A 22,723-nucleotide genomic window follows, 5' to 3' on the forward strand; every position below is an offset into this window, starting at 1 on the left:
AATGATTGAGCGCATCTGGTCCGGCCGTTCCCCTTTGTGGGTGCTGTTACTGCCGTTCTCCTTGTTGTATGGGCTGGTTAGCGCCATGGTCCGCCTGAGCTATCGCGCGGGCTTGCGTAAAGTCTGGCGCGCGCCAGTGCCGGTCGTGGTGGTCGGTAATCTGACCGCTGGCGGTAACGGCAAAACGCCGGTAGTGGTCTGGCTGGTGGAACAGTTACAGCAGCGGGGCGTATGCGCAGGCGTCGTCTCGCGGGGCTACGGTGGCAAGGCTGCGCACTACCCACTGGTGCTTGACGATACCACGACACCTGCGGAGGCGGGCGACGAGCCGGTGCTGATTTATCAGCGAACGGGGGCGCCTGTTGCCGTATCCGCGAAACGCGCAGACGCCGTCCAGGCGCTACTGGCGTCCGCCAGTCCACAAATCATCATCACAGACGATGGTCTTCAACATTACGCGCTGGCGCGTGATAAAGAGATTGTCGTTATCGACGGCGCGCGCCGTTTTGGCAACGGCTGGTGGCTTCCGGCGGGCCCGATGCGGGAACGCGCCTCGAGACTTAAGACTGTCGATGCCGTGATAAACAACGGTGGCGAGGCCAGCTATTGCGAAATCGCCATGCAGCTTAAACCCGGCCTTGCCGTAAATATACGTAGCGGTGAAAAACGCCCGGTTGAAAGCCTTGATAATGTCGTGGCGATGGCGGGAATCGGTCACCCGCCGCGCTTCTTCGCGACTCTGGAAAAGTGCGGCCTCAAACCTGTTAAAACGGTGAGCCTTGCAGACCATCAGGCGCTCCGTGAAGCTGACGTACAGGCATTGCTTCGCGAAGGACAGACCTTAGTCATGACCGAAAAAGACGCGGTGAAATGTCGCGCCTTTGCCCATGACGACTGGTGGTATCTGCCGGTTGACGCGGCGCTCGCCGAGCCGCAAGCCTCTCAATTATTGCAGGACATTCTCGCGCTGGTGCGTTAAGTCAGCGCCCAGGCCAGGTTCGCGGACAGGAGCTGATATGGCTGGAGTGCATCTTTCTTTACGTGCGGCGCGTCATCTGCATCTGGCCGCGCAAGGGCTACTTAAAAAGCCTGCGCGGCGTGTCCGTCCTGCCGATATCCTCGCGACGATTACCCGCATGTCTTTGCTGCAAATCGACACGATTAATATTGTGGCACGCAGCCCTTACCTGGTGCTTTTCAGCCGACTCGGCAATTATCCGGGGCGCTGGCTGGATGAGTCCCTGGCTCGCGGCGAGTTAATGGAATACTGGGCGCACGAAGCGTGTTTCCTGCCGCGTAGCGACTTCACTCTGTTTCGCCATCGAATGCTCAATCCCGAAAAGATGGGCTGGAAATACCGCGCCGAGTGGATGGCTGAAAACGCGCAGGAGATAGGCGAGCTAATCGCCTTTATTGAGCGCAACGGCCCTGTACGCTCGGCAGATTTTGAGCATCCACGCAAAGGTCCCAGTGGCTGGTGGGCGTGGAAGCCTCATAAAAAGCATCTGGAAGGGCTTCTTACGGCGGGGCAGGTGATGGTGGTGGCGCGGCGCAACTTCCAGCGGGTTTACGATCTCACAACCCGCGTGCTGCCCGACTGGGACGATACGCTGCATCTGACAGATAAAGCGCAGGCGGAAGCTCAGATGCTTGCAAATAGCGCACGTAGCCTGGGGATTTTTCACAGCGCCTGGCTTGCCGACTATTACCGGTTGCGTAATATCCCAGTGGGCCCGCTGTTACAAACATGGCAGGAAGAGGGAATGGTAGTGCCGGTTGAGGTTGATACGCTCGGGCCGATGTGGCTGCATCATGAACTGGTGCCGCTACTTGAAAAAGCGGCGGCAGGCAAGCTCACTGCTACACACAGCGCGGTGCTTTCGCCGTTCGACCCGGTCGTCTGGGATCGCCGTCGCGCGGAAACGCTGTTTAACTTTTCCTACCGGCTCGAATGCTACACACCTGCGCCCAAACGGAAATATGGCTATTTCGTTCTGCCGCTGCTACATAAAGGCGCACTGGTAGGACGAATGGATGCCAAAATGCATCGTCAGCAGCAGCGCCTTGAGATTATCGCCTTGTATAGCGAAGAGAGCGTGAGGTTGACGCAAGGCGTTATCGAGGGGTTGCGACAGGCCATTGCCGATTTCGCCGCCTGGCAGGGCGCAACGCGCGTCGTTTTCGGCAAACTGCCCGACCCGCTTGCACAGGCGTGGGGTGAAGGCTGGGAAATTGACCCCGCCCCCGAAACGCATGTGATATCCTCAAAAGATTAATACCACCGGTCCATCAGGAGGAACCATGGATCATCGTTTACTCGAAATCATTGCCTGTCCGGTTTGCAACGGCAAACTCTACTTCAATCAGGAAAAGCAGGAGCTTATCTGCAAGCTCGACCGTCTGGCCTTCCCACTGCGCGACGGCATTCCGGTCCTGCTGGAAAATGAAGCCCGTTCGCTTGCGGCAGAAGAGACTAATCCATGAGTTTCGTGGTCATTATTCCTGCCCGCTACGCCTCGACACGTTTGCCAGGTAAACCGCTGGTTGATATCAACGGTAAGCCAATGGTCGTGCATGTGCTGGAGCGCGCGCGTGAGTCTGGTGCGGCGCGCATTATTGTCGCGACCGATCATCCGGATGTCGCCCGCGCCGTTGAAGCGGCGGGTGGTGAAGTCTGCATGACCCGCGCTGATCATCAGTCTGGCACCGAGCGCCTGGCGGAAGTGGTGGAAAAATGCGGCTTTGCCGATGATACGGTTATTGTGAACGTTCAGGGCGACGAGCCTATGATCCCGCCTGCCATTATTCGCCAGGTGGCGGAAAATCTGGCAGGTTCGCAGGCGGGCATGGCGACGCTTGCTGTACCGATCCATGACGCGCATGAAGCCTTCAACCCCAACGCGGTGAAAGTGGTAATGGATGCGCAGGGCTACGCGCTCTATTTTTCGCGTGCCACCATTCCCTGGGATCGCGATCGTTTCGCACAGTCGCGCGAGGCCATTGGCGATACTTTCCTGCGTCACATCGGTATTTACGGTTACCGCGCCGGTTTTATCCGTCGCTACGTCACCTGGCCTGCCAGCCCGCTTGAGCAAATTGAAATGCTGGAACAACTGCGTGTGCTGTGGCATGGCGAGAAAATCCATGTCGCTGTGGCGGAGGTTGTACCCGGCACTGGCGTGGATACGCCAGAAGATCTCGAACGCGTACGCGTCGAAATGCGCTAACAAAACCGGCCTCAGGCCGGTTTTTACTTTTGCGAGAGGCCCGCACTCACCGGCAGCGTCTGAAACGGTTTTATCTCTTTTAGCACAAACATACTCTGCATCTCTTTAATCCCCGGCAGGCGGCGCAGCACTGCCATCGCGAACTCCGCGTAGGCGTCGAGATCGCACGAGACCACCTGTAAAAGGAAATCGGCATCCCCGCCGATACTGTAACAGGCCACGACATTTTCCAGATCCATGACTTCCTGCTCGAAACGCCGCGCCTGCGCCTCGCTATGGCTGTCGATGCTGACACGAACGAATACCATCACGCCAAGACCGATTTTGCGTCGGTCGAGCGCGGCGTGATAGCCAAGGATAACGTTGTCTTCCTCCAGTTTTTTTACTTTGCGCCAGCAAGGCGAGGGCGACAGGCAGACCGCGTCCGCCAGCGCCTGGTTAGTGGTTCGCGCATCCTGCTGGAGCAGCGTCAGAAGAGTGATATCGGTTGGCGTTAATGCATCAGACATAATTTTTCTTATTATCCTTTAAAAAGGGTTATTTTACCCTTTTCAGGCGTATTCATGTGCATAAAAGGTCATTTTTCTCTGCCGTTGTCGGGCAGACTGGTTGCTCTGTTTTTAAGGAGAACGCCATGAAATTTGATACCAGCCTGCACAAATGCACCATTATTGTTGACCGCGCCTTGCCGCCGGGGCTTGCCATGAATGCCGCAAGCGTACTGGGCGTTTGTCTTGGCAGAACGGTAGAAGGACTGGTCGGGCCCGATTTACAAAGCCAGGATGGGGTTTGTTACCCGGGTGTTATCCGTGTGCCATTGCCCGTACTGCTCGGAGAGGGAAATACACTTTTCAGTCTCTTTAGCGCGGCGCAAAACGATCCGCACATTCTGGTGCTTCCTTTCAGCGCGCTGGCGCAGTCGTGTAAAACCTGGGAAGAATATGAGCGCCGGATAGTGAGTGCCGAAAGTGCTGAAACTGAGCTGGCAGCACTCGGCCTGGTGGGGCCGAAAAAGCAGATAGCCCGGCTTACCGGCAACCTGCCGCTGTATCGTTAGCCAGCAAACTGGCAGGGAATTGATCTCAGCAGATGACATCTGCCGCAAGCACGCCCATTATAAAAACAGTAGGTTTGATAAGGGTAACGGCAAATGGATCAACTGCGTGCAGAACTCAGTCATCTGTTAGGTGAAAAACTCAGTCGCCTTGAATGCATCAGCGAAAAAGCGGATACCGCGCTTTGGTCGCTTTATGACAGTAAAGGTAATCCGCTACCGCTGCTGGCGCGAAGCTTTACCTCACCGGGGCTTGCGCAGCAGCAGGCCGGGAAAATGTCTATCCTCGCGCGTAATGGCACGGTGCGTATGCCCGTGGTGTATGGCGTAATGACGCATGAAGAACATCCGGGGCCGGATGTCTTACTGATGGAACGGCTGCGCGGCGTACCGGTGGAAGCCCCCGCGCGTACGCCGCAACGCTGGGAGCAACTTCAGGATCAAATCATTGAAGCGCTGCTGAGCTGGCATCGGATCGACAGTCACGGCTGCGTGGGTAGCGTTGACAGCACCCAGGAAAACCTCTGGCCATTCTGGTATCGCCAGCGGGTTGAGGTGCTCTGGAGCACGCTCAATCAGTATCAGAATACGGGGCTTACGATGCAGGATAAACGCATGCTGTTCCGCACCCGCGAATGCCTCGATGCTATGTTTGCGGGCTTTAACGACAACTGCGTGCTGGTTCACGGGAATTTTAATCTGCGTAGCATGCTAAAAGATGCCCGCAGCGATCAACTGCTGGCGATGGTCAATCCGGGCATCGTGCTCTGGGCACCGCGTGAATATGAGCTGTTCCGCTTGTTTGACACGCCACTTGCAGAAAGCCTTTTCTGGCGTTATCTCCAGCGCGCGCCGGTCGCGGAATCGTTCCTCTGGCGCCGCTGGCTGTATGTGCTGTGGGATGAAGTTGCGCAACTTCTGCAAACCGGAAAAATGAACCGCGCGGCCTTTAAGACCGCATCGGAATCACTCCTTCCCTGGGTCGCCTGATGCCACGCCTTTCATCCATTGCCAGACGCGCCCGAGGATTTCATACCCGGCGCGTTCGCTATGCATCAGCCACAGTGAAGAGGGATAAGTGCGCTCCCACGGGTTAAGCGGGGACGCTATCGCCATCTGATTAGCGGGTGCAGGGATTGGATTAAGCCCCTGGCGTTTGAAAAAGATGACCGCCCGCGGCAAATGCGACGCCGAGGTCACCAGTAAAAACGGCTGTTGCCCTAGCGCCCCGGCGACAGCGGCGGCTTCTTCTTCGGTATCTTTCGGCGAATCGAGCGTAATAATGTCGCTGCGCGGCACGCCTAAGCTTTCAGCGACGCGGGCGCCCGCCTCGGCGGTGCTTACGGGATTGGTGGTGGCGTGTGCGCCGGTAAACACCATTTTTGCGCCAGGGTTCGCCAGCCATAGCCGCACGCCTTCGGTCACACGCGGCAGGCTGTTATTAATCAGGTTTGAGCTTGGCGCCCACGTGTCGTTCCAGGTGTAGCCGCCGCCCAGCACCACAATGTAATTGGCCTTCTGGCCATGCCAGGTGGGGTAGTCATCTTCCACGGGTTTCAGCAGGCCGTCCGCGACCGGTTGCAGACTTAACAGCAGCAAAACCAGCCAGCTTGCAGTCATCAACACCTTCCCGCTTTTCTTAAACCGCGTGAACCAGAGCAATGCGAGCGCGATGCCCATCATCAGCAGCAGAAAGGGCAGCGGCAGCAGTAGCGTGCCGGTCAGTTTTTTCAGAATAAAAAGCATCGGTTATGGGTCCTTTTTTAACCATACGGCAGGTAAAGGCTGCCTATCTTACGCCAGATGGGTTCATTCTCCCTCCGGCTGTGACAAAATAGCGGTTTTGCCGGATGTGCTTATCACCTGGAGAGTGTGCCCATGCGGGATCGCAATTTTGATGACATCGCCGAAAAGTTTGCGCGCAACATTTACGGTACAACAAAAGGCCAGTTGCGTCAGGCTATCCTCTGGCAGGATCTCGAGGCGTTGTTAAACACCTTGCCTGAGCGTCCGTTACGCGTGCTTGATGCTGGCGGTGGCGAAGGGCAAACCGCATGCCGTCTGGCCGAGCGAGGCCATCAGGTATTGCTTTGCGATCTTTCCGCAGAAATGGTGGCCCGCGCCCGCAAAGCCGCGCAGGAGAAAGGTGTGAGCGGCAACATGCATTTTGTACAATGCGCCGCGCAGGAGGCAGGTCAGCATTTGGAAAGCCCGGTTGATCTGATATTGTTTCACGCTGTGCTGGAATGGGTAGCCGATCCGCAGGCGGCACTGCGCCATCTGTGGGATTGCCTCGCGCCGGGCGGCGCGCTTTCGCTGATGTTCTACAACGCCAATGGGCTGCTAATGCATAACATGGTGGCGGGCAATTTTCCGTATGTGGAACAGGGCATGCCTAAGCGTAAAAAACGTACCCTTTCGCCAGACTACCCGCGCGCGCCGCAGGAGGTCTATGCCTGGCTTGACGCGCTGGGCGGGCGCATTACCGGTAAAACCGGCGTGCGGGTGTTTCATGATTACCTGCGAGAAAAGCATCAGCAGCGCGACGATTTTGACGCCTTACTGGAACTGGAAACGCGCTATTGCCGGCAGGAGCCCTGGATAAGCCTCGGGCGCTACATCCATGTCACCGTGATAAAGCCGGAGATCCAAGGATAAACTATGAGTACTTTTTCCCAGACAGTCCCTGAACTGGTTGCCTGGGCCAGGAAAAACGATTTTTCGATCCAGCTTCCGGTAGACAGGCTGGCTTTTTTGCTGGCTATCGCCACGCTGAACGGTGAAAGGCTGGACGGCGAAATGAGCGAAGGGGAGCTGGTGGACGCGTTTCGTCACGTCAGCGATGCCTTTGAGCAAACGACCGAGACGGTTGCACAGCGCGCCAACAACGCCATTAACGATATGGTGCGCCAGCGTCTCATTAACCGTTTCACCAGCGAGCAGGCGGAAGGCAACGCAATTTACCGCCTGACGCCGCTTGGCATTGGCATTACGGATTACTACATCCGCCAGCGTGAATTCTCATCGTTGCGCCTCTCGATGCAGCTTTCTATCGTGGCAAGCGAACTCAAGCGCGCCGCCGATGCCGCCGTTGAAGGCGGCGATGAATTCCACTGGCACCGTAACGTCTACGCGCCGCTGAAATATTCCGTGGCGGAGATTTTCGACAGTATCGATCTGACCCAGCGCATCATGGATGAGCAGCAACAACTGGTGAAAGATGACATCGCCCAGCTGCTGAATAAAGACTGGCGAGCGGCTATCTCCAGCTGCGAACTGCTGCTGTCGGAAACGTCCGGCACGCTGCGCGAACTTCAGGACACGCTGGAAGCGGCGGGCGATAAGCTGCAGGCTAACCTGTTACAAATTCAGGAAGCGACCCTTGGGCGTGACGATCTCCACTTCGTTGATCGCCTGACGTTCGATCTACAAAGCAAACTCGATCGCATCACCAGCTGGGGTCAGCAGGCGATTGATCTGTGGATCGGCTATGACCGCCATGTTCATAAATTTATCCGTACCGCGATTGATATGGATAAAAACCGCGTCTTCGCCCAGCGTCTGCGCCAGTCGGTACAGAACTATTTCGACGCGCCATGGGCCCTGACTTACGCCAGCGCCGATCGCCTGCTCGACATGCGAGATGAAGAGATGACGCTGCGCGATGAAGAAGTAACCGGCGAATTACCGCCAGATCTGGAATTTGAAGAGTTTAACGAGATCCGCGAACAGCTGGCGGCGATGATTGAAGCCCAGCTTGAAGTCTACCGGGAACGTCAGCAGCCGCTCGACTTAGGTGTCGTGATGCGCGAATACCTGACGCAATTCCCGCGCGCCCGCCATTTCGACGTGGCGCGTATCGTGGTGGATCAGGCCGTGCGCCTGGGCGTCGCTGAAGCGGACTTTACCGGGCTGCCTGCCAAATGGCAGTCCATTAATGATTATGGAGCCAAGGTACAGGCGAATGTCATCGACAAATATTGAACAAGTGATGCCAGTTAAACTGGCGCTGGCGCTCGCGAATCCGCTGTTTCCGGCGCTCGACAGCCAGCTGCGCGCCGGGCGTCACGTTGGCCTTGATGAGCTGGATAATCACGCCTTTCTGATGGACTTCCAGGGTGAACTGGAAGAATTCTACAGCCGTTACAACGTGGAGCTGGTTCGCGCGCCGGAAGGTTTTTTCTACCTGCGCCCGCGCTCCACGACGCTCATTCCGCGCTCGGTGCTGTCCGAGCTGGATATGATGGTTGGCAAAATCCTCTGTTATCTCTACCTCAGCCCTGAACGCCTTGCCAATGAAGGTATCTTCACGCAGCAGGAGCTTTATGACGAGCTGATGACGCTTGCGGATGAATCAAAGTTGCTGAAACTTGTGAACAACCGCTCCACGGGCTCGGATCTCGACCGTCAGAAGTTGCAGGAAAAAGTTCGCGCGTCGCTTAATCGCCTGCGCCGTCTTGGCATGGTCTGGTTTATGGGGCATGACAGCAGCAAATTCCGCATTACCGAGTCAGTGTTCCGCTTCGGCGCGGATGTGCGCGCCGGTGACGATCCGCGCGAGGCGCAGCTGCGCATGATCCGCGACGGCGAAGCGATGCCGGTGGAAAACCACCTGCAGCTTAACGATGAGAACGACGATACCCAGCCGGATAACGCGGAGGATGACAATGATTGAACGCGGTAAGTTTCGCTCACTAACGCTTATCAACTGGAACGGTTTTTTTGCCCGTACGTTTGATCTCGATGAGCTGGTCACCACGCTTTCCGGCGGCAACGGCGCCGGAAAATCGACCACGATGGCGGCGTTTGTAACAGCGCTGATCCCCGACCTTACGCTTCTGCATTTCCGTAACACCACCGAGGCGGGCGCGACCAGCGGCTCGCGCGATAAAGGTCTGCACGGCAAGCTAAAAGCCGGGGTTTGTTATTCGGTGCTTGATGTCGTGAACTCGCGCCATCAGCGTGTGCTGGTGGGCGTGCGTTTGCAGCAGGTTGCCGGTCGCGACCGCAAAGTAGACATCAAGCCGTTCGCCATTCAGGGGCTGCCGAGCGCAATACTGCCGACGCAACTTCTGACCGAAACCGTAAACGATCGTCAGGCGCGTGTACTGAGCCTGAATGAACTGAAAGACAAAATCGACGCGATGGAAGGGGTGCAACTCAAGCAGTTCAACTCCATTACTGACTACCACTCCCTGATGTTCGATCTGGGTGTGGTAGCGCGTCGCCTGCGTTCAGCCTCCGATCGCAGCAAATACTATCGCCTGATTGAAGCGTCGCTTTATGGCGGGATCTCCAGCGCCATTACCCGCTCGCTGCGTGACTACCTGCTGCCGGAAAACGGCGGCGTGCGTAAAGCATTCCAGGATATGGAAGCGGCGCTTCGCGAAAACCGCATGACCCTGGAAGCGATTCGCGTCACGCAGTCAGATCGCGATCTGTTCAAACATTTGATCTCCGAAGCCACTAACTATGTGGCGGCGGATTATATGCGTCACGCTAATGAGCGCCGCATTCATCTTGACCAGGCGCTGGAGCTGCGCCGCGAGCTGTTCACCAGCCGCAAACAGCTGGCGGCTGAGCAGTATAAGCATGTCGATATGGCCCGTGAACTCTCCGAACATGCGGGCGCAGAAGGCGATCTCGAAACCGATTATCAGGCCGCGAGCGATCACCTTAACCTCGTGCAGACCGCGCTGCGCCAGCAGGAAAAAATCGAGCGTTACGAGGCTGACCTCGAAGAGCTGCAGATTCGCCTTGAAGAACAGAGCGAAGTGGTGGCCGAAGCCGCCGAGCAGCAGGAAGAGAACGAAGCCCGCGCGGAAGCCGCTGAGCTTGAGGTGGACGAGCTTAAAAATCAGCTTGCTGATTATCAGCAAGCGCTCGACGTTCAGCAGACCCGCGCTATCCAGTACCAGCAGGCGCTGACGGCGCTGGAGCGCGCCCGCGAGCTTTGCCATCTGCCGGATCTGAATGCCGAAAGCGCTGACGAGTGGCTTGATACCTTCCAGGCCAAAGAGCAGGAAGCGACCGAGCGCCTGCTGTCGCTTGAGCAGAAAATGAGCGTTGCGCAAACCGCGCACAGCCAGTTTGAACAGGCCTACCAGTTGGTAGCCTCGATAAACGGTCCGGTAAGCCGCTCAGAGGCCTGGAACGTAGCGCGCGAATTGCTGCGCGACGCGAGCCAGCAGCGTCATCTGGCTGAACAGGTTCAGCCGCTGCGTATGCGGCTCTCCGAGCTGGAACAGCGCCTGCGCGAACAGCAGGACGCCGAGCGTCTGCTGGCGGAGTTCTGTAAGCGTCAGGGCAAAGAATACGATCCAGACGATCTCGAAGCGCTGAACGAAGAACTGGAAGCACGTATCGCCGCGCTTTCTGACAGCGTGTCTCAGGCGGGCGAACAGCGTATGACGCTGCGCCAGGAGCTGGAGCAGATCCAGAGCCGTGTCAAAACGCTGACCAGCCATGCCCCTGCCTGGCTTGCGGCGCAAAACAGCCTTAATCAAATTAGCGAACAGAGTGGCGAGACCTTTGAATCCGGCCAGCAGGTTACAGAGTATCTGCAGCAGTTGCTGGAGCGTGAGCGCGAAGCCATTGTTGAGCGCGACGAAGTCGGTGCCCGCAAACGCGCGGTTGACGAAGAGATTGAACGTTTAAGCCAGCCGGGTGGCGCGGAAGATGCGCGTCTTAACGCGCTTGCCGAACGCTTTGGCGGCGTGCTGCTTTCTGAGATTTACGATGACGTTTCGCTTGACGATGCGCCGTACTTCTCGGCGCTCTATGGTCCGTCGCGTCACGCGATTGTGGTGCCTGATTTATCGCTGGTGCGCGACCAGCTCGACGGCCTCGAAGAGTGTCCGGAAGATCTGTATCTGATTGAAGGGGACCCGCAATCCTTCGATGACAGCGTATTCAGCGTCGAGGAGCTCGAAAAAGCGGTCGTCGTGAAAGTCGCCGAGCGGCAGTGGCGCTACTCCCGTTTCCCGGCATTGCCGCTGTTTGGTCGTGCGGCCCGCGAGAGCCGCATTGAAAGCCTGCACGCCGAGCGTGAAGCGCTGTCTGAGCGCTATGCGACGCTCTCTTTCGATGTGCAGAAAACGCAGCGTCTGCATCAGGCCTTCAGCCGTTTTGTCGGCCAGCATCTGGCCGTCGCGTTTGAAGCCGATCCGGAAGCGGAAATCCGCAAGCTCACGACACGGCGCAGTGAAATTGAGCGCGCCATCAGCCAGCACGAGAATGACAACCAGCAGCAGCGTGTGCAGTTTGAACAGGCGAAAGAGGGCGTGGCCCAGCTTAACCGTCTGCTGCCGCGCCTGAGTCTGCTGGCGGATGACAGCCTCGCCGATCGTGTGGATGAGATTCAGGAGCGGCTGGCGGAAGCCCAGGACGCTGCGCGCTTTATCTCCCAGCACGGCACGGCGCTTGCGAAGCTTGAGCCTGTGGCCTCGGTGTTGCAAAGCGACCCTGAGCAGTTCGACCAACTCAAACAGGATTATGAGCAGGCGCGTCAGACTCAACGCGATGCCCGTCAGCAAGCCTTCGCGCTAAGTGAAGTCGTGCAGCGTCGCGCGCACTTCAGCTACAGCGACTCGGCGCAGATGTTCGGCGGCAATACCGATCTCAACGAGAAGCTGCGTCAGCGCCTGGAACACGCGGAAACCGAGCGTACGCGCGCCCGTGAAGCGCTACGCACCCACGCCGCTCAACTCAGCCAGTATCATCAGGTGCTGGCATCGCTGAAAAGCTCCTTTGACACCAAGAAAGAACTGTTGGGCGACCTGCAGCGTGAATTGCAGGATATCGGCGTACGAGCGGATGCCGGGGCAGAAGAGCGCGCCCGCCAGCGTCGTGACGAGCTGCATACCCGTCTTAGCAACAACCGCTCGCGCCGTAACCAGCTTGAAAAACAGTTGACGCTGTGTGAAGCGGAGATGGATAACCTGACCCGCAGCCTGAAACGCCTTGAGCGTAACTACCACGATATGCGCGAGCAGGTCGTGAGCGCGAAGGCCGGCTGGTGTGCGGTGATGCGCATGGTGAAAGACAACGGTGTTGAGCGCCGCCTGCATCGCCGTGAGCTGGCCTATCATTCCGGCGACGATCTGCGTTCAATGTCGGATAAAGCCCTTGGCGCGCTGCGCCTTGCCGTAGCGGATAACGAACATCTGCGCGATGTGCTGCGAATGTCCGAAGATCCCAAACGGCCGGAGCGCAAAATCCAGTTCTTCGTCGCGGTGTATCAGCATCTGCGCGAGCGTATCCGTCAGGATATTATCCGTACCGACGATCCAGTCGAAGCTATCGAACAGATGGAGATAGAGCTGGGCCGTTTGACGGAAGAGCTGACCTCACGTGAGCAGAAACTGGCTATTAGTTCCCGCAGCGTGGCGAATATTATTCGCAAGACCATCCAGCGTGAGCAGAACCGTATTCGTATGCTCAACCAGGGGCTACAGAGCGTCTCCTTCGGCCAGGTCAACAGCGTGCGCCTTAACGTCAACGTACGTGAAAGCCATGCGACGTTACTGGAAGTGCTCGCCGAGCAGCATGAGCAACATCAGGATCTCTTTAACAGTAGCCGCCTGACGTTCTCGGAGGCGCTGGCGAAACTCTGGCAGCGCCTGAATCCGCAAATTGATATGGGCCAGCGTACTGCCCAGACCATCGGCGAAGAGCTGCTGGATTATCGCAACTATCTGGAAATGGAAGTTGAGGTTAACCGCGGCTCCGATGGCTGGCTGCGCGCGGAAAGCGGCGCGCTGTCGACAGGTGAGGCGATCGGTACCGGGATGTCCATTCTGGTAATGGTGGTGCAGAGCTGGGAAGATGAATCGAGCCGCCTGCGCGGCAAAGATATTTCTCCTTGCCGTCTGCTGTTCCTTGATGAAGCGGCGCGTCTGGATGCCCGCTCCATTGCAACGCTGTTTGAACTCTGCGAGCGTCTGCAAATGCAGCTTATTATCGCGGCGCCGGAGAATATCAGCCCGGAAAAAGGCACGACCTATAAACTGGTGCGTAAAGTGTTCCAGAACCATGAACACGTGCATGTAGTGGGGCTGCGTGGCTTTGCCGCCCCACCGGCAGAAGCGTTGCCAGGCACGGCTGATGTGTCGTGATGAGATAATCCTTAAGGAGCGGGCTTCGGCCCGCTTTCTTTTTGGGCGGTAAATCTTTAAACTTCTTTACATTCGGCAAGGCAAATGGTTTTTTCTCTTTATATACTCAAAATAAGCCTGAGTGCCGAACTATTCTGAAAAACAGGGGGCAAGGGATGGTGCTTAATAATATGCATGGTTTTCGACGGTCAGCACTGAGTTTGTGTCTGGCTCTCAGTATCGCTCCACTGTTTAACGCGTACGCCGACGAACCGGAACTGATCACCACCGACAGTATTACTACGCTGAGCGCACAGCCTATGGCGCTATCGCCGGGGATGGTATTCCTGGCAGCAAATAGTGTGCCAGACGCGGAAAGTCGTCTGGCGAGCGCGCGCGCGCAGCTACAGGCGGCACTGCCTGCGGGCTTTACACCGGTCTATATGAACGCGCTGGTCGGGCTTTATGCGGGGCGCGATCTCAAACCCATGTGGGAAAACCGCGACGCAGTGCAGGCGTTCCAGCAGCAGCTCGCTGAAGTGGCGCTGGCAGGTTTCCAGCCACAATTTACTGCCTGGGTAGAGCAACTAACAAACCCGGCGGTGACAGGTCTTGCCCGCGATATCGTGCTGAGCGATGCGATGGTCGGCTATCTGCATTTTATTTCCGGCATTCCAAGCCAGGGAAACCGCTGGCTGTACAGTGAAAAGCCCTACAAACCGGAGATGCCGGCGCTGACCGTACTTAACCAGTGGCAGGTTGCACTGGATAACGGTTCCGTTCCGGCCTTTGTCCGTTCGCTGGCCCCGGCGCACCCGCAATATGCACCGATGCATGCCTCGCTGTTACAGATGGTGGCAGATACGCGTCCATGGCCGCAGATGACAAGTAAAGAGAAGTTGCGTCCCGGTCAGTGGAGTAGCGACATTCCTGCCCTGAAAGAGATTTTACAGCGCACCGGCATGATGGACGGCGGCCCGGACATCGTGCTGCCTGGCGATAACAATCACGTTGTGAGCCCGTCGGCTACTTCGAAAACAGAGAGCCAGACGGTGACGGCAAAACCGACACGCGCCGTTTACGATAAAGACCTGGTGGCGGCGGTGAAACGCTTTCAGAAATGGCAAGGCCTGGGCGCGGATGGCGTTATCGGCCAGTCGACCCGTGAATGGCTGAATGTCACGCCCGCGCAGCGCGCCGCTCTGCTGGCACTCAATATTCAGCGCCTGCGTCTGCTGCCAGGGAAACTGAGTACCGGCATTATGGTGAATATTCCTGAATATTCACTGGTCTACTATCAGAATGGCAATCAGGTGCTGGCGTCGCGGGTGATTGTTGGCCGCCCGGATCGTAAAACGCCGCTCATGAGCAGTGCGCTCAATAACGTGGTAGTGAACCCGCCGTGGAACGTGCCGCCGACACTTGCGCGCAAAGATATTCTGCCGAAGGTATGGAATGACCCGGGGTATCTGGAAAGCCACGGCTATACGGTGCTGAATGGCTGGAGCAGTAACGCCGACGTTGTGGATCCGTGGATGGTGGACTGGGCGACGATTACGCCGTCTAACCTGCCTTTCCGTTTCCAGCAGGCGCCAGGTGCACATAACTCGCTGGGGCGTTATAAATTCAACATGCCAAGTTCTGATGCGATTTATCTGCACGATACGCCAAACCACAATCTGTTCCAGCGCGACGCGCGCGCACTCAGTTCCGGCTGCGTACGCGTGAATAAGGCTTCCGAGCTTGCCAATATGCTATTGCAGGATGCAGGCTGGAACGATTCGCGTATTTCGCAGACGCTGAAAGAGGGGAACACGCGCTACGTGAATATTCCGCAGACCATTCCGGTGAACCTTTATTACCTGACTGCGTTTATCGGCGAAGACGGGCGTCCGCAGTATCGTACAGATATTTACAATTACGATCACACGGCGCGATCGGGCGCACAAATCCTTCCTAAAGTAGAGCAACTCATCCGCTAACAGGTTTATTTCCGCGGACTTAACCTGCTCAATGTGAACATAAAACGGGCCAAACGTAAAAAAAGGCCCGTTATTCCCGGCTTTGACTTGTATTGACTCCCCCTCCCGCGGCGGTTAAGGTGCCACTCGTGCGCCAGAAGTGCATAGTTATTGTTCATATTGATTGTAGACCTGAATATCATGGATAAAATTGACGCTCATCGCCGCAAACTGCTGGCGTTTAGCGGTGCCGCTCTCGGCGCTGCAATACTGCCCACGCCTGCGTTTGCAACCCTGTCGACGCCGCGACCGCGTATTCTTACGCTGAATAACTTACATACCGGCGAATCGATTAAGGCCGAATTTTTCGATGGCCGGGGCTATATTCAGGATGAATTAGCAAAGCTTAACCATTTCTTTCGTGATTACCGGGCGAATAAGGTAAAAGCGATTGACCCCCGATTATTTGATCAGCTGTTCCGCCTGCAGGGGCTGCTCGGCACGCGTAAGCCAGTCCAGCTGATCTCCGGCTATCGCTCCGTTGATACCAACAACGAACTGCGCTCGAAAAGCCGCGGTGTGGCAAAGCACAGCTACCACACCAAAGGCCAGGCGATGGATTTTCATATCGAAGGTATTTCGTTAAGCAATATTCGCAAAGCGGCGTTATCTCTGCGCGCCGGTGGTGTAGGATACTACCCCAGCAGTAACTTTGTGCATATTGATACCGGGCCGCTAAGGCACTGGTAATTAACGACCCCGGCAAGCGCGCCGGGTAAAAGGAGCGGTATGAACTATCATATTATTCCGGTAACGGCGTTCGCCCAGAACTGCTCGTTAATCTGGTGTGAGGAGACGCAACAGGCGGCGCTGGTCGATCCCGGCGGCGATGCGCAGCGCATTAAAGAGGAAGTCGCCCAGAAGGGTGTTGTGCTGCAGCAGATCCTGTTAACGCACGGTCATCTTGACCATGTCGGCGCGGCGGCGGAGCTTGCGGCGCATTATGGCATCCCCATTGTCGGCCCGGAAAAAGAAGATGAGTTCTGGCTACAGGGTTTACCCGCCCAGAGCCGTATGTTTGGCCTTGATGAATGTCAGCCGCTGACGCCGGACCGCTGGCTCAGTGAAGGCGATACGGTGAATGTAGGAAATATCACGCTTGGCGTGCTGCATTGTCCAGGCCATACGCCAGGCCATATCGTCTTTTTTGACGTGCAGTCCCACTTGCTGGTTTCGGGCGATGTCATCTTTAAAGGCGGTGTAGGGCGCAGTGATTTCCCGCGCGGCGATCACAGTCAGCTTATTGATTCCATTAAACGTAAGCTGCTGCCGCTTGGCGATGACGTCACCTTTATTCCCGGCCATGGCCCGATGTCCACGCTCGGCCATGAGCGTCTGCATAATCCTTTCCTGCAGGATGAAATGCCGGTTTGGTAAGTTACTCCCTGCCAATAAAAAGGGCCGCATAGCGCGGCCCTTTTACTTTTTAGCGTGACATTACAGCACGGCAACGATAGCTTCGCACAGCGGCGCCATGTTGTCCGGCGTCATGCCCGCCACGTTTACACGACCAGACGCAACCGCGTAAACGCCGAATTCTTCACGAAGACGCAGCACCTGCTCTTTGGTGAGGCCGCTGAAAGAGAACATGCCGTTCTGTTTGGTGATGAAGCTGAAGTCGCGGTTCGCGCCTTTCTCCGCAAGCGTATTCACAAACAGCTGGCGCATACGCTGGATGCGCTGGCGCATGTCGGTCAGCTCCTGCTCCCACATCGTACGTAACGCTTCGTTGCTAAGGATAGTCGCAACCACCGATGCACCGTGTGCCGGCGGGTTGGAGTAGTTAGCGCGAATGCACGATTTCATCTGGCTGAACGCGCGATCTGCGGCGTCGGTATCGGCCGCGACCAGCGTACAGGCACCCACGCGCTCGTTATACAGGCCGAAGTTTTTGGAGAAGGAGCTTGCGACGATAAGCTCTTGATGCAGTGCGGCGAACGCACGCAGGCCTTCGGCATCTTCCTCCAGACCGCGGGCGAAGCCCTGGTAGGCGAAGTCAAACAGCGGCAGCCAGCCTTTTTCAACGGACAGTTTGGCCAGCTGTTCCCACTGTTCGAGTGTGGGGTCAATGCCGGTCGGGTTGTGGCAGCAGCCGTGGAACAGTACGACATCACCCGCTTGCGCTTCCTGCAGGCTGTTCAAAAGCCCGTCAAAATCGAGGGTATGGTTTGCGGCGTCGTAGTAAGCGTATTCGCGCACTTCCAGCCCGGCGGAGTTAAACACGCCTTTATGGTTCGGCCAGCTCGGGTTAGAGACCCAGACGCGCTTCACGTCGGTGTTTTTCGCGAGGAAATCTGCCGCGACGCGCAGCGCGCCGGTACCGCCCGGAGTCTGCGCCGTACGGGCGCGTTTATTGTTAATGATGTGGCTGCCTTTACCGAACAGCAGTTCCTGCGTGCAGCGGCCGAATTCGGGAATACCGTCAATGCCGAGGTAGTTTTTGGTGGTTTCATTTTCCAGCAGATATTGTTCTGCTTTTTTAACGCTGGTCAGAACCGGGGTCTTACCGGTTTCATCCTTGTAAACACCAATGCCTAAGTTAATTTTGGTCGGGCGGTCGTCGGCACGAAACAGATCGGCCAGGCCAAGGATCGGGTCGGCTGGGGCGGCGGTAATGTTCTCAAACATGACGAGGTTCCATTGTGATTTCAGAAGGGAAATTCGCTATCAGGTTAACGGGAGATTTACAAAATGCCAACCGTTTGCCCGGAAAAGTTACATGGATCGCAAAAGTCGGCAGAATTTTCTTTTACCCATAAAAAAACAGGGCCGAAGCCCTGTTTTTTCGCTATCAGACAACGAGGTTGTGCTGATTAGAACTGGTAAACGATACCCACTGCGGCGGTGTTGTCAGAACCTACGCCCAGTTTGTTGTCGCTGTCGATCTGGTTGATGATGTAATCAACATAGGTGGACATATTTTTGTTGAAGTAGTAAGTCGCGCCAACTTCGATATAGTTGATGAATTCTTCGCTACCAATGCCCTCAACATCTTTCGCTTTAGATTTGTAGTAAGCGATAGACGGACGCAGGCCGAAATCGAACTGGTACTGAGCAACAACAGAGAAGTCCTGAGTTTTATTTGCGTAACCGTTAGTGATACGGGTAGCATTGCGGGTTTCACCATACAGTGCAGCCAGATAGATGTTGTTAGCATCATATTTCACACCGGTTGCCCACTGTTCAGCTTTAGCACCTTTACCGCGAGCCAGAGTTTCCTGAGCGTTGGTACGGTCAGCAGCGCCGTAGCCACCGATAACACTGAAACCATCAAATTCGTAACCCAGAGAGGTTGCCCAGCCGTCACCGTTGGAACGCTGGATATCAGCAATAGAGCCAGCACGCTCATTTTTGCCCAGATACTGAACACCGAAGCTCAGGCCATCTACCAGGCCAAAGAAGTTGCTGTTACGGTAAGTTGCCAGACCACCGTTACGGCCAGCAAAGAAGTTATCGCTGGCACCAGTGTCGCCACCGAACTCAGGCAGCATATCGGTTACGCCGATAGCATCGTATACCAGGCCGTAGTTACGACCATAGTCGAAAGAACCGAAGTCACCGAATTTCAGACCAGCAAATGCCAGACGGGTTTTATTTCCGTTCTGAACGCCAGTACCGCTTTCAGCATTGTTACCCTGGAAATTATATTCCCACTGGCCGTAACCGGTCAGTTGGTCATTGATCTGCGTCTCACCTTTAAAACCAAGACGGGCATACGTTCTGTCGCCGTTGCCATCATAACCGTTTGCGCCATTGTCTTTAGTAAAATAGTGCAGACCTACTGCTTTACCGTAAATATCTACTTTGTTGCCGTCTTTATTATAGATTTCTGCAGCGTTTGCTGCACCGGCTACCAGCAGGGCAGGGATAACCACTGCCAGGATATTGCGCTTCATCATTATTTATTACCCTCATTGGTTTTTTTGAACACCTGCCACTGCCGTCAATAATTCATTACGGAACTATTGATGAGAGTTTGGTGTCTTTCTGTGTCTGTCTGGCATCTTTCCATTCATATAATCGTTTCGCTACCCTGAAAGTGCTACAAATGTCTAAATCAGGTAACAAAAAGAAATATTGTGTAAGATTTTGTTAATGGGAGGGGACTTTGTGAGAGACCTCAAATTTATTACTTAAGTGAATAAATTTCGGCCATTCCTTTCTTATATATATGAAAAACTTATCATTAATTTTGATAAGCTGCATTTTTATACAATTGTAAGCAGTAACGGTTTTTTATTGCCGAGCAAGGATGGAAGTCTGGATGGCTGTGGAAGTTGTGTACAAATCTGCTATAGCGAAGCGGTGCAAAAAAATGCCATAAGAGGATTGGCTGATTTTTGCGCAGCAGAAAGATAAGCGATGCTGTAATAAAAAATGCACAACGGGCAGGCAGAAAGAGAAAGGGCCAGCAAGCTGGCCCTTTGAGGATTAGAAGTTCGCGTTACGTGGCGTACGCGGGAAAGGAATAACATCGCGTACGTTTTGAACACCAGTCACATAGGCTATCAGACGTTCAAAGCCGAGACCGAAGCCCGCGTGCGGCACGGTGCCGTAACGGCGCAGGTCGCGATACCACCAGTAGTCTTCTTTATTAAGACCCATCTCAGCCATGCGGGCGTCGAGCACGTCAAGACGTTCTTCACGCTGCGAGCCGCCGATGATTTCACCGATACCCGGCGCGAGCACGTCCATTGCGGCCACAGTTTTACCATCTTCGTTAAGACGCATGTAAAACGCTTTAATGTCTTTCGGGTAGTTTTTCACGACGACCGGCGCTTTAAAGTGTTTCTCAGCGAGATAACGCTCATGCTCGGATGCCAGATCCACACCCCAGTAAACCGGGTTTTCAAATTTCTCGCCGCACTTCTCAAGGATGGCGACAGCGTCGGTGTAATCCACCTGCGCAAAGTCTGCGGAAATGAATCGCTCCAGACGGTCGACGGCTTCTTTATCGACGCGCTCCGCGAAGAATTTCATGTCATCCATGCGCTCATCGAGCACCGCTTTGAAGACATATTTCAGCATCGCTTCCGCAAGACCTGCCACATCATTCAGATTGGCGAATGCCACTTCCGGCTCCAGCATCCAGAACTCCGCCAGGTGGCGGCTGGTGTTGGAGTTTTCCGCACGGAAAGTAGGGCCGAAGGTGTAGATTTTCGACAGCGCGCAGGCGTAGGTTTCGCCGTTCAACTGGCCAGAAACCGTCAGAAACGCTTCTTTGCCGAAAAAGTCTTTGTCGAAATCGATTTTGCCCTGGCCGTCGCGCGGCAGGTTTTCGAGATCCAGTGTAGAGACGCGGAACATCTCACCTGCGCCTTCGGTATCGGAGGCGGTGATCAGTGGGGTGGACACCCAGAAGAAGCCCTGCTCGTGGAAGAAACGGTGCAGCGCCTGCGCCAGGGTGTGACGCACACGGGCCACCGCGCCGATAAGGTTGGTACGCGGACGCAGGTGCGCCACTTCACGCAGATACTCGATGCTGTGACGCTTGGCCGCCATCGGGTAGGTATCCGGATCGTCAACCCAGCCGGTCACTTCAACCTGCGTTGCCTGCAGCTCAAAGCTCTGGCCTTCGCCCGGGGATTCGACCACCTTGCCGGTGACGATAACAGAACAGCCCGTCGTGAGGTGCAGCACCTCTTCATTATAATTGGGCAGAGAATTATTGATGACAGCCTGTATCGGATCAAAGCAGGAACCGTCATAAACGGCGAGGAAGGAGATGCCAGCTTTTGAATCTCTTCGGGTACGCACCCACCCGCGCACGGTGACTTCACTGTCAACGGCAACGCGGCCCTGGAGTACGTCGGCTACAGGCACAACGCTCATAATTTTCTCTCTGGTTAATGGTCAAAAATAACATTTTCCACCCGGACGGGGGGTTATCTATGTTACCTGGCATACGCCATCAGACAAGCAGAATTCGCGGTGCGGGAAAAAGAAATCCGAAAGGGGAAGAGAAAGCAGGGAGCGCGCGGCTCCCTGAAGGAATACATTAGCTTGCTTTGCGCACCTGCGGCAGGTCGAAGGCTTTGCGCAACGCGCGCACGAACGCTTTGTCATGACAGATGGTTTTGCCAGGGCTGTCAGAGAGCTTGGCGACCGGGCGGCCATTACACTCGACAAGCTTAATCACAATGTTGAGCGGCTTCACCTGTGGGATATCGCAGGTCAGGCGGGTGCCGATGCCAAAGCCGAGCTTAATGCGATCGGCAAAATGGCGATAGAGCTCAATCGCTTTAGCGAAATCGAGATTGTCGGAAAAAATCAGCGTCTTGCTGAGCGGGTCGATACCGAGTGCCTGATAATGCGTGATGGCTTTTTCGCCCCACTGGATCGGGTCACCAGAGTCATGGCGCAGCCCCTGATAGCGTCCGGCGAACGCCGGGCCAAAGTCACGCAGGAACGCATCCATCGTAATACAGTCAGTCAGCGCGATGCCGAGCATATCCGGATATTCATCGAGCCACGCCTGCAACGCTGCAATCTGGCTATTGGCAAGATCCGGGCTTATTTGTTGATGCGCCTGAAACCATTCATGAGCCTGAGTGCCCATTGGTGTCAGAGAGAGACGACGCGCGAGGTCATAGTTGCTGGTGCCGATAAACCACGGTTCCTGCTTGAGCCGCTCAACGATGGCCTGCTGAACTTCGCGTGAAAAACGACGGCGGGTGCCGAAATCCATGAGGCGGAACGCGCTCAGATCGAGCCCGTCAGTCATCGCACGGAAATCCTGCAATTTGACATCGAGATGCGTCAGCGCTTGATCGACGCTCGCCTGCGGGGAACGATAGCGGTGCACCAGTTCGCTGATGACCGCCAGCAGCGGCACTTCCCACATGATAACTTCACGCCACGGGCCGCTCATGCGAATGTCGAGTTTGCCGCCATCGTTACGAATTTGTACCTGCGAGGGGTCATAACGGAAGTTTTTCAGCCAGGCGAGGTAGTCCGCTTTGAAAAACGGCAGGCCGGAGAGCCACTGAAATTCGACGTCGGAAAGCGCCAGATGTTGCATAGCGTCAACCTGTTCGCGAATGGCGTCGGCATAAATGCCCAGCAGATCGTCACCACGGCAGCGAAATTCTGCTGTCACATGCACGTCAGCATAGTGGTGAAAAACCGCCTGCTGCATATGCAGCTTATAGGCGTCCGTATCCAGCAGCGTTTGCAATAGGGGGGAAGCGTATTGTGTCATGGTGCGAACTGGCATCCTCTCACAGGCGCGTGTCTATCAGTGGCATAAGCAGATAAAGACGCAGGAGTATACCCTGATTATCGGTTTATTGAAGCAGGATCACAACACAACCGACGAAGCGGGTC

19 protein-coding genes are annotated in these 22,723 nt (G+C 55.8%); 13 read left to right on the forward strand and 6 right to left on the reverse strand.

The genetic code is table 11. The features are described 5' to 3' along the window. Nucleotide 1: 1 nt before the first annotated feature. The 4 genes from lpxK to kdsB are packed head-to-tail and all read left to right on the forward strand — an operon-like array spanning nt 2 to nt 3,227. A complete protein-coding gene (gene lpxK, locus AFK62_RS07035; RefSeq protein ID WP_053531802.1) occupies nt 2-979 on the forward strand; it encodes a tetraacyldisaccharide 4'-kinase in 978 nt (325 codons plus the stop codon). A gap of 37 nt (nt 980-1,016) precedes the next feature. Beyond that, complete coding sequence (locus AFK62_RS07040; protein ID WP_007664676.1) at nt 1,017-2,276, forward strand: winged helix-turn-helix domain-containing protein; 1,260 nt, start codon at nt 1,017-1,019, stop codon at nt 2,274-2,276. Between the two features lie 25 nt (nt 2,277-2,301). Further along, nucleotides 2,302-2,484 carry a protein YcaR gene (gene ycaR / locus AFK62_RS07045; protein WP_007664678.1) on the forward strand — a complete coding sequence of 61 codons (183 nt, stop codon included), beginning with the start codon at nt 2,302-2,304 and terminating at the stop codon, nt 2,482-2,484. Next, a complete protein-coding gene (gene kdsB / locus AFK62_RS07050) occupies nt 2,481-3,227 on the forward strand; it encodes a 3-deoxy-manno-octulosonate cytidylyltransferase (RefSeq protein ID WP_032983914.1) in 747 nt (248 codons plus the stop codon). Before ycaR ends, kdsB begins: the two co-directional genes overlap by 4 nt. Before the next feature lie 23 nt (nt 3,228-3,250). Here kdsB and AFK62_RS07055 read toward each other — a convergent pair whose 3' ends face one another. Then, nucleotides 3,251-3,739 carry an Lrp/AsnC family transcriptional regulator gene (locus tag AFK62_RS07055; RefSeq protein ID WP_085960947.1) on the reverse strand — a complete coding sequence of 163 codons (489 nt, stop codon included), beginning with the start codon at nt 3,737-3,739 and terminating at the stop codon, nt 3,251-3,253. Nucleotides 3,740-3,861: 122 nt separating this feature from the next. Here AFK62_RS07055 and AFK62_RS07060 point away from each other — a divergent pair, with 122 nt between their 5' ends. Further along, complete coding sequence (locus AFK62_RS07060) at nt 3,862-4,284, forward strand: DUF2000 domain-containing protein (protein ID WP_007664685.1); 423 nt, start codon at nt 3,862-3,864, stop codon at nt 4,282-4,284. Nucleotides 4,285-4,377: 93 nt separating this feature from the next. After that, nucleotides 4,378-5,271 (forward strand): YcbJ family phosphotransferase, encoded by an 894-nt coding sequence (locus AFK62_RS07065; RefSeq protein WP_007664687.1) that lies wholly within the window; start codon nt 4,378-4,380, stop codon nt 5,269-5,271. Here the strand turns inward: AFK62_RS07065 and elyC are convergent. Then, nucleotides 5,248-6,027 carry an envelope biogenesis factor ElyC gene (elyC, locus tag AFK62_RS07070; RefSeq protein ID WP_053531803.1) on the reverse strand — a complete coding sequence of 260 codons (780 nt, stop codon included), beginning with the start codon at nt 6,025-6,027 and terminating at the stop codon, nt 5,248-5,250. The two genes, AFK62_RS07065 and elyC, sit on opposite strands and share 24 nt — an antisense overlap. 132 nt (nt 6,028-6,159) lie before the next feature. Here elyC and cmoM point away from each other — a divergent pair, with 132 nt between their 5' ends. The 7 genes from cmoM to AFK62_RS07105 all read left to right on the forward strand — a co-directional run bounded on the left by cmoM (nt 6,160) and on the right by AFK62_RS07105 (nt 16,774). Further along, nucleotides 6,160-6,939 carry a tRNA uridine 5-oxyacetic acid(34) methyltransferase CmoM gene (cmoM, locus tag AFK62_RS07075; RefSeq protein WP_007664689.1) on the forward strand — a complete coding sequence of 260 codons (780 nt, stop codon included), beginning with the start codon at nt 6,160-6,162 and terminating at the stop codon, nt 6,937-6,939. 3 nt (nt 6,940-6,942) lie between these two features. Further along, entirely contained in the window at nt 6,943-8,265 is a 1,323-nt protein-coding gene (gene mukF / locus AFK62_RS07080) for a chromosome partition protein MukF (protein ID WP_007664690.1), read from the forward strand. Next, nucleotides 8,246-8,956, forward strand: coding sequence for a chromosome partition protein MukE (mukE, locus tag AFK62_RS07085; protein WP_032983915.1), 711 nt, complete (start codon nt 8,246-8,248; stop codon nt 8,954-8,956). The genes mukF and mukE overlap by 20 nt, the downstream gene beginning before the upstream one ends. Further along, the gene (gene mukB, locus AFK62_RS07090; RefSeq protein WP_053531804.1) at nt 8,949-13,397 is read left to right on the forward strand and encodes a chromosome partition protein MukB; all 4,449 of its coding nucleotides are present in this window, start codon (nt 8,949-8,951) and stop codon (nt 13,395-13,397) included. Before mukE ends, mukB begins: the two co-directional genes overlap by 8 nt. A 155-nt stretch (nt 13,398-13,552) precedes the next feature. Further along, nucleotides 13,553-15,358, forward strand: coding sequence for a L,D-transpeptidase (ldtD, locus tag AFK62_RS07095; protein WP_007664693.1), 1,806 nt, complete (start codon nt 13,553-13,555; stop codon nt 15,356-15,358). Nucleotides 15,359-15,538: 180 nt separating this feature from the next. Further along, nucleotides 15,539-16,087, forward strand: coding sequence for a YcbK family protein (locus AFK62_RS07100; RefSeq protein ID WP_007664694.1), 549 nt, complete (start codon nt 15,539-15,541; stop codon nt 16,085-16,087). 39 nt (nt 16,088-16,126) lie between these two features. Further along, a complete protein-coding gene (locus AFK62_RS07105; protein ID WP_007664696.1) occupies nt 16,127-16,774 on the forward strand; it encodes an MBL fold metallo-hydrolase in 648 nt (215 codons plus the stop codon). A gap of 60 nt (nt 16,775-16,834) precedes the next feature. On the opposite strand, the gene AFK62_RS07110 is transcribed toward AFK62_RS07105, so the two are convergent. From AFK62_RS07110 to pncB, 4 genes are all read right to left on the reverse strand, one after another. After that, nucleotides 16,835-18,025, reverse strand: a complete 1,191-nt coding sequence (locus AFK62_RS07110; RefSeq protein ID WP_053531805.1) for an amino acid aminotransferase — start codon at nt 18,023-18,025, stop codon at nt 16,835-16,837. Between the two features lie 185 nt (nt 18,026-18,210). Continuing rightward, entirely contained in the window at nt 18,211-19,296 is a 1,086-nt protein-coding gene (gene ompF, locus AFK62_RS07115; RefSeq protein ID WP_007664699.1) for a porin OmpF, read from the reverse strand. Between the two features lie 532 nt (nt 19,297-19,828). After that, complete coding sequence (gene asnS / locus AFK62_RS07120) at nt 19,829-21,229, reverse strand: asparagine--tRNA ligase (protein ID WP_007664700.1); 1,401 nt, start codon at nt 21,227-21,229, stop codon at nt 19,829-19,831. 166 nt (nt 21,230-21,395) lie between these two features. Further along, the gene (pncB, locus tag AFK62_RS07125; RefSeq protein WP_053531806.1) at nt 21,396-22,598 is read right to left on the reverse strand and encodes a nicotinate phosphoribosyltransferase; all 1,203 of its coding nucleotides are present in this window, start codon (nt 22,596-22,598) and stop codon (nt 21,396-21,398) included. Nucleotides 22,599-22,723 lie beyond the last annotated feature (125 nt).

Source organism: Cronobacter condimenti 1330 (assembly GCF_001277255.1).
In the GTDB taxonomy this organism is placed as follows: domain Bacteria; phylum Pseudomonadota; class Gammaproteobacteria; order Enterobacterales; family Enterobacteriaceae; genus Cronobacter; species Cronobacter condimenti.

What these genes read in the sequence shown, in the direction of transcription:
- mukE (WP_032983915.1), top strand. Translation starts at nt 8,246, where the DNA reads ATGTCATCGACAAATATTGAACAAGTGATGCCAGTTAAACTGGCGCTG.
- mukB (WP_053531804.1), top strand. Translation starts at nt 8,949, where the DNA reads ATGATTGAACGCGGTAAGTTTCGCTCACTAACGCTTATCAACTGGAAC.
- ycaR (WP_007664678.1), top strand. Translation starts at nt 2,302, where the DNA reads ATGGATCATCGTTTACTCGAAATCATTGCCTGTCCGGTTTGCAACGGC.
- AFK62_RS07065 (WP_007664687.1), top strand. Translation starts at nt 4,378, where the DNA reads ATGGATCAACTGCGTGCAGAACTCAGTCATCTGTTAGGTGAAAAACTC.
- elyC (WP_053531803.1), bottom strand. Translation starts at nt 6,027, where the DNA reads ATGCTTTTTATTCTGAAAAAACTGACCGGCACGCTACTGCTGCCGCTG.
- AFK62_RS07100 (WP_007664694.1), top strand. Translation starts at nt 15,539, where the DNA reads ATGGATAAAATTGACGCTCATCGCCGCAAACTGCTGGCGTTTAGCGGT.
- cmoM (WP_007664689.1), top strand. Translation starts at nt 6,160, where the DNA reads ATGCGGGATCGCAATTTTGATGACATCGCCGAAAAGTTTGCGCGCAAC.
- pncB (WP_053531806.1), bottom strand. Translation starts at nt 22,598, where the DNA reads ATGACACAATACGCTTCCCCCCTATTGCAAACGCTGCTGGATACGGAC.
- asnS (WP_007664700.1), bottom strand. Translation starts at nt 21,229, where the DNA reads ATGAGCGTTGTGCCTGTAGCCGACGTACTCCAGGGCCGCGTTGCCGTT.
- ompF (WP_007664699.1), bottom strand. Translation starts at nt 19,296, where the DNA reads ATGATGAAGCGCAATATCCTGGCAGTGGTTATCCCTGCCCTGCTGGTA.
- mukF (WP_007664690.1), top strand. Translation starts at nt 6,943, where the DNA reads ATGAGTACTTTTTCCCAGACAGTCCCTGAACTGGTTGCCTGGGCCAGG.
- lpxK (WP_053531802.1), top strand. Translation starts at nt 2, where the DNA reads ATGATTGAGCGCATCTGGTCCGGCCGTTCCCCTTTGTGGGTGCTGTTA.
- ldtD (WP_007664693.1), top strand. Translation starts at nt 13,553, where the DNA reads ATGGTGCTTAATAATATGCATGGTTTTCGACGGTCAGCACTGAGTTTG.
- AFK62_RS07060 (WP_007664685.1), top strand. Translation starts at nt 3,862, where the DNA reads ATGAAATTTGATACCAGCCTGCACAAATGCACCATTATTGTTGACCGC.
- AFK62_RS07105 (WP_007664696.1), top strand. Translation starts at nt 16,127, where the DNA reads ATGAACTATCATATTATTCCGGTAACGGCGTTCGCCCAGAACTGCTCG.
- AFK62_RS07040 (WP_007664676.1), top strand. Translation starts at nt 1,017, where the DNA reads ATGGCTGGAGTGCATCTTTCTTTACGTGCGGCGCGTCATCTGCATCTG.
- kdsB (WP_032983914.1), top strand. Translation starts at nt 2,481, where the DNA reads ATGAGTTTCGTGGTCATTATTCCTGCCCGCTACGCCTCGACACGTTTG.
- AFK62_RS07110 (WP_053531805.1), bottom strand. Translation starts at nt 18,025, where the DNA reads ATGTTTGAGAACATTACCGCCGCCCCAGCCGACCCGATCCTTGGCCTG.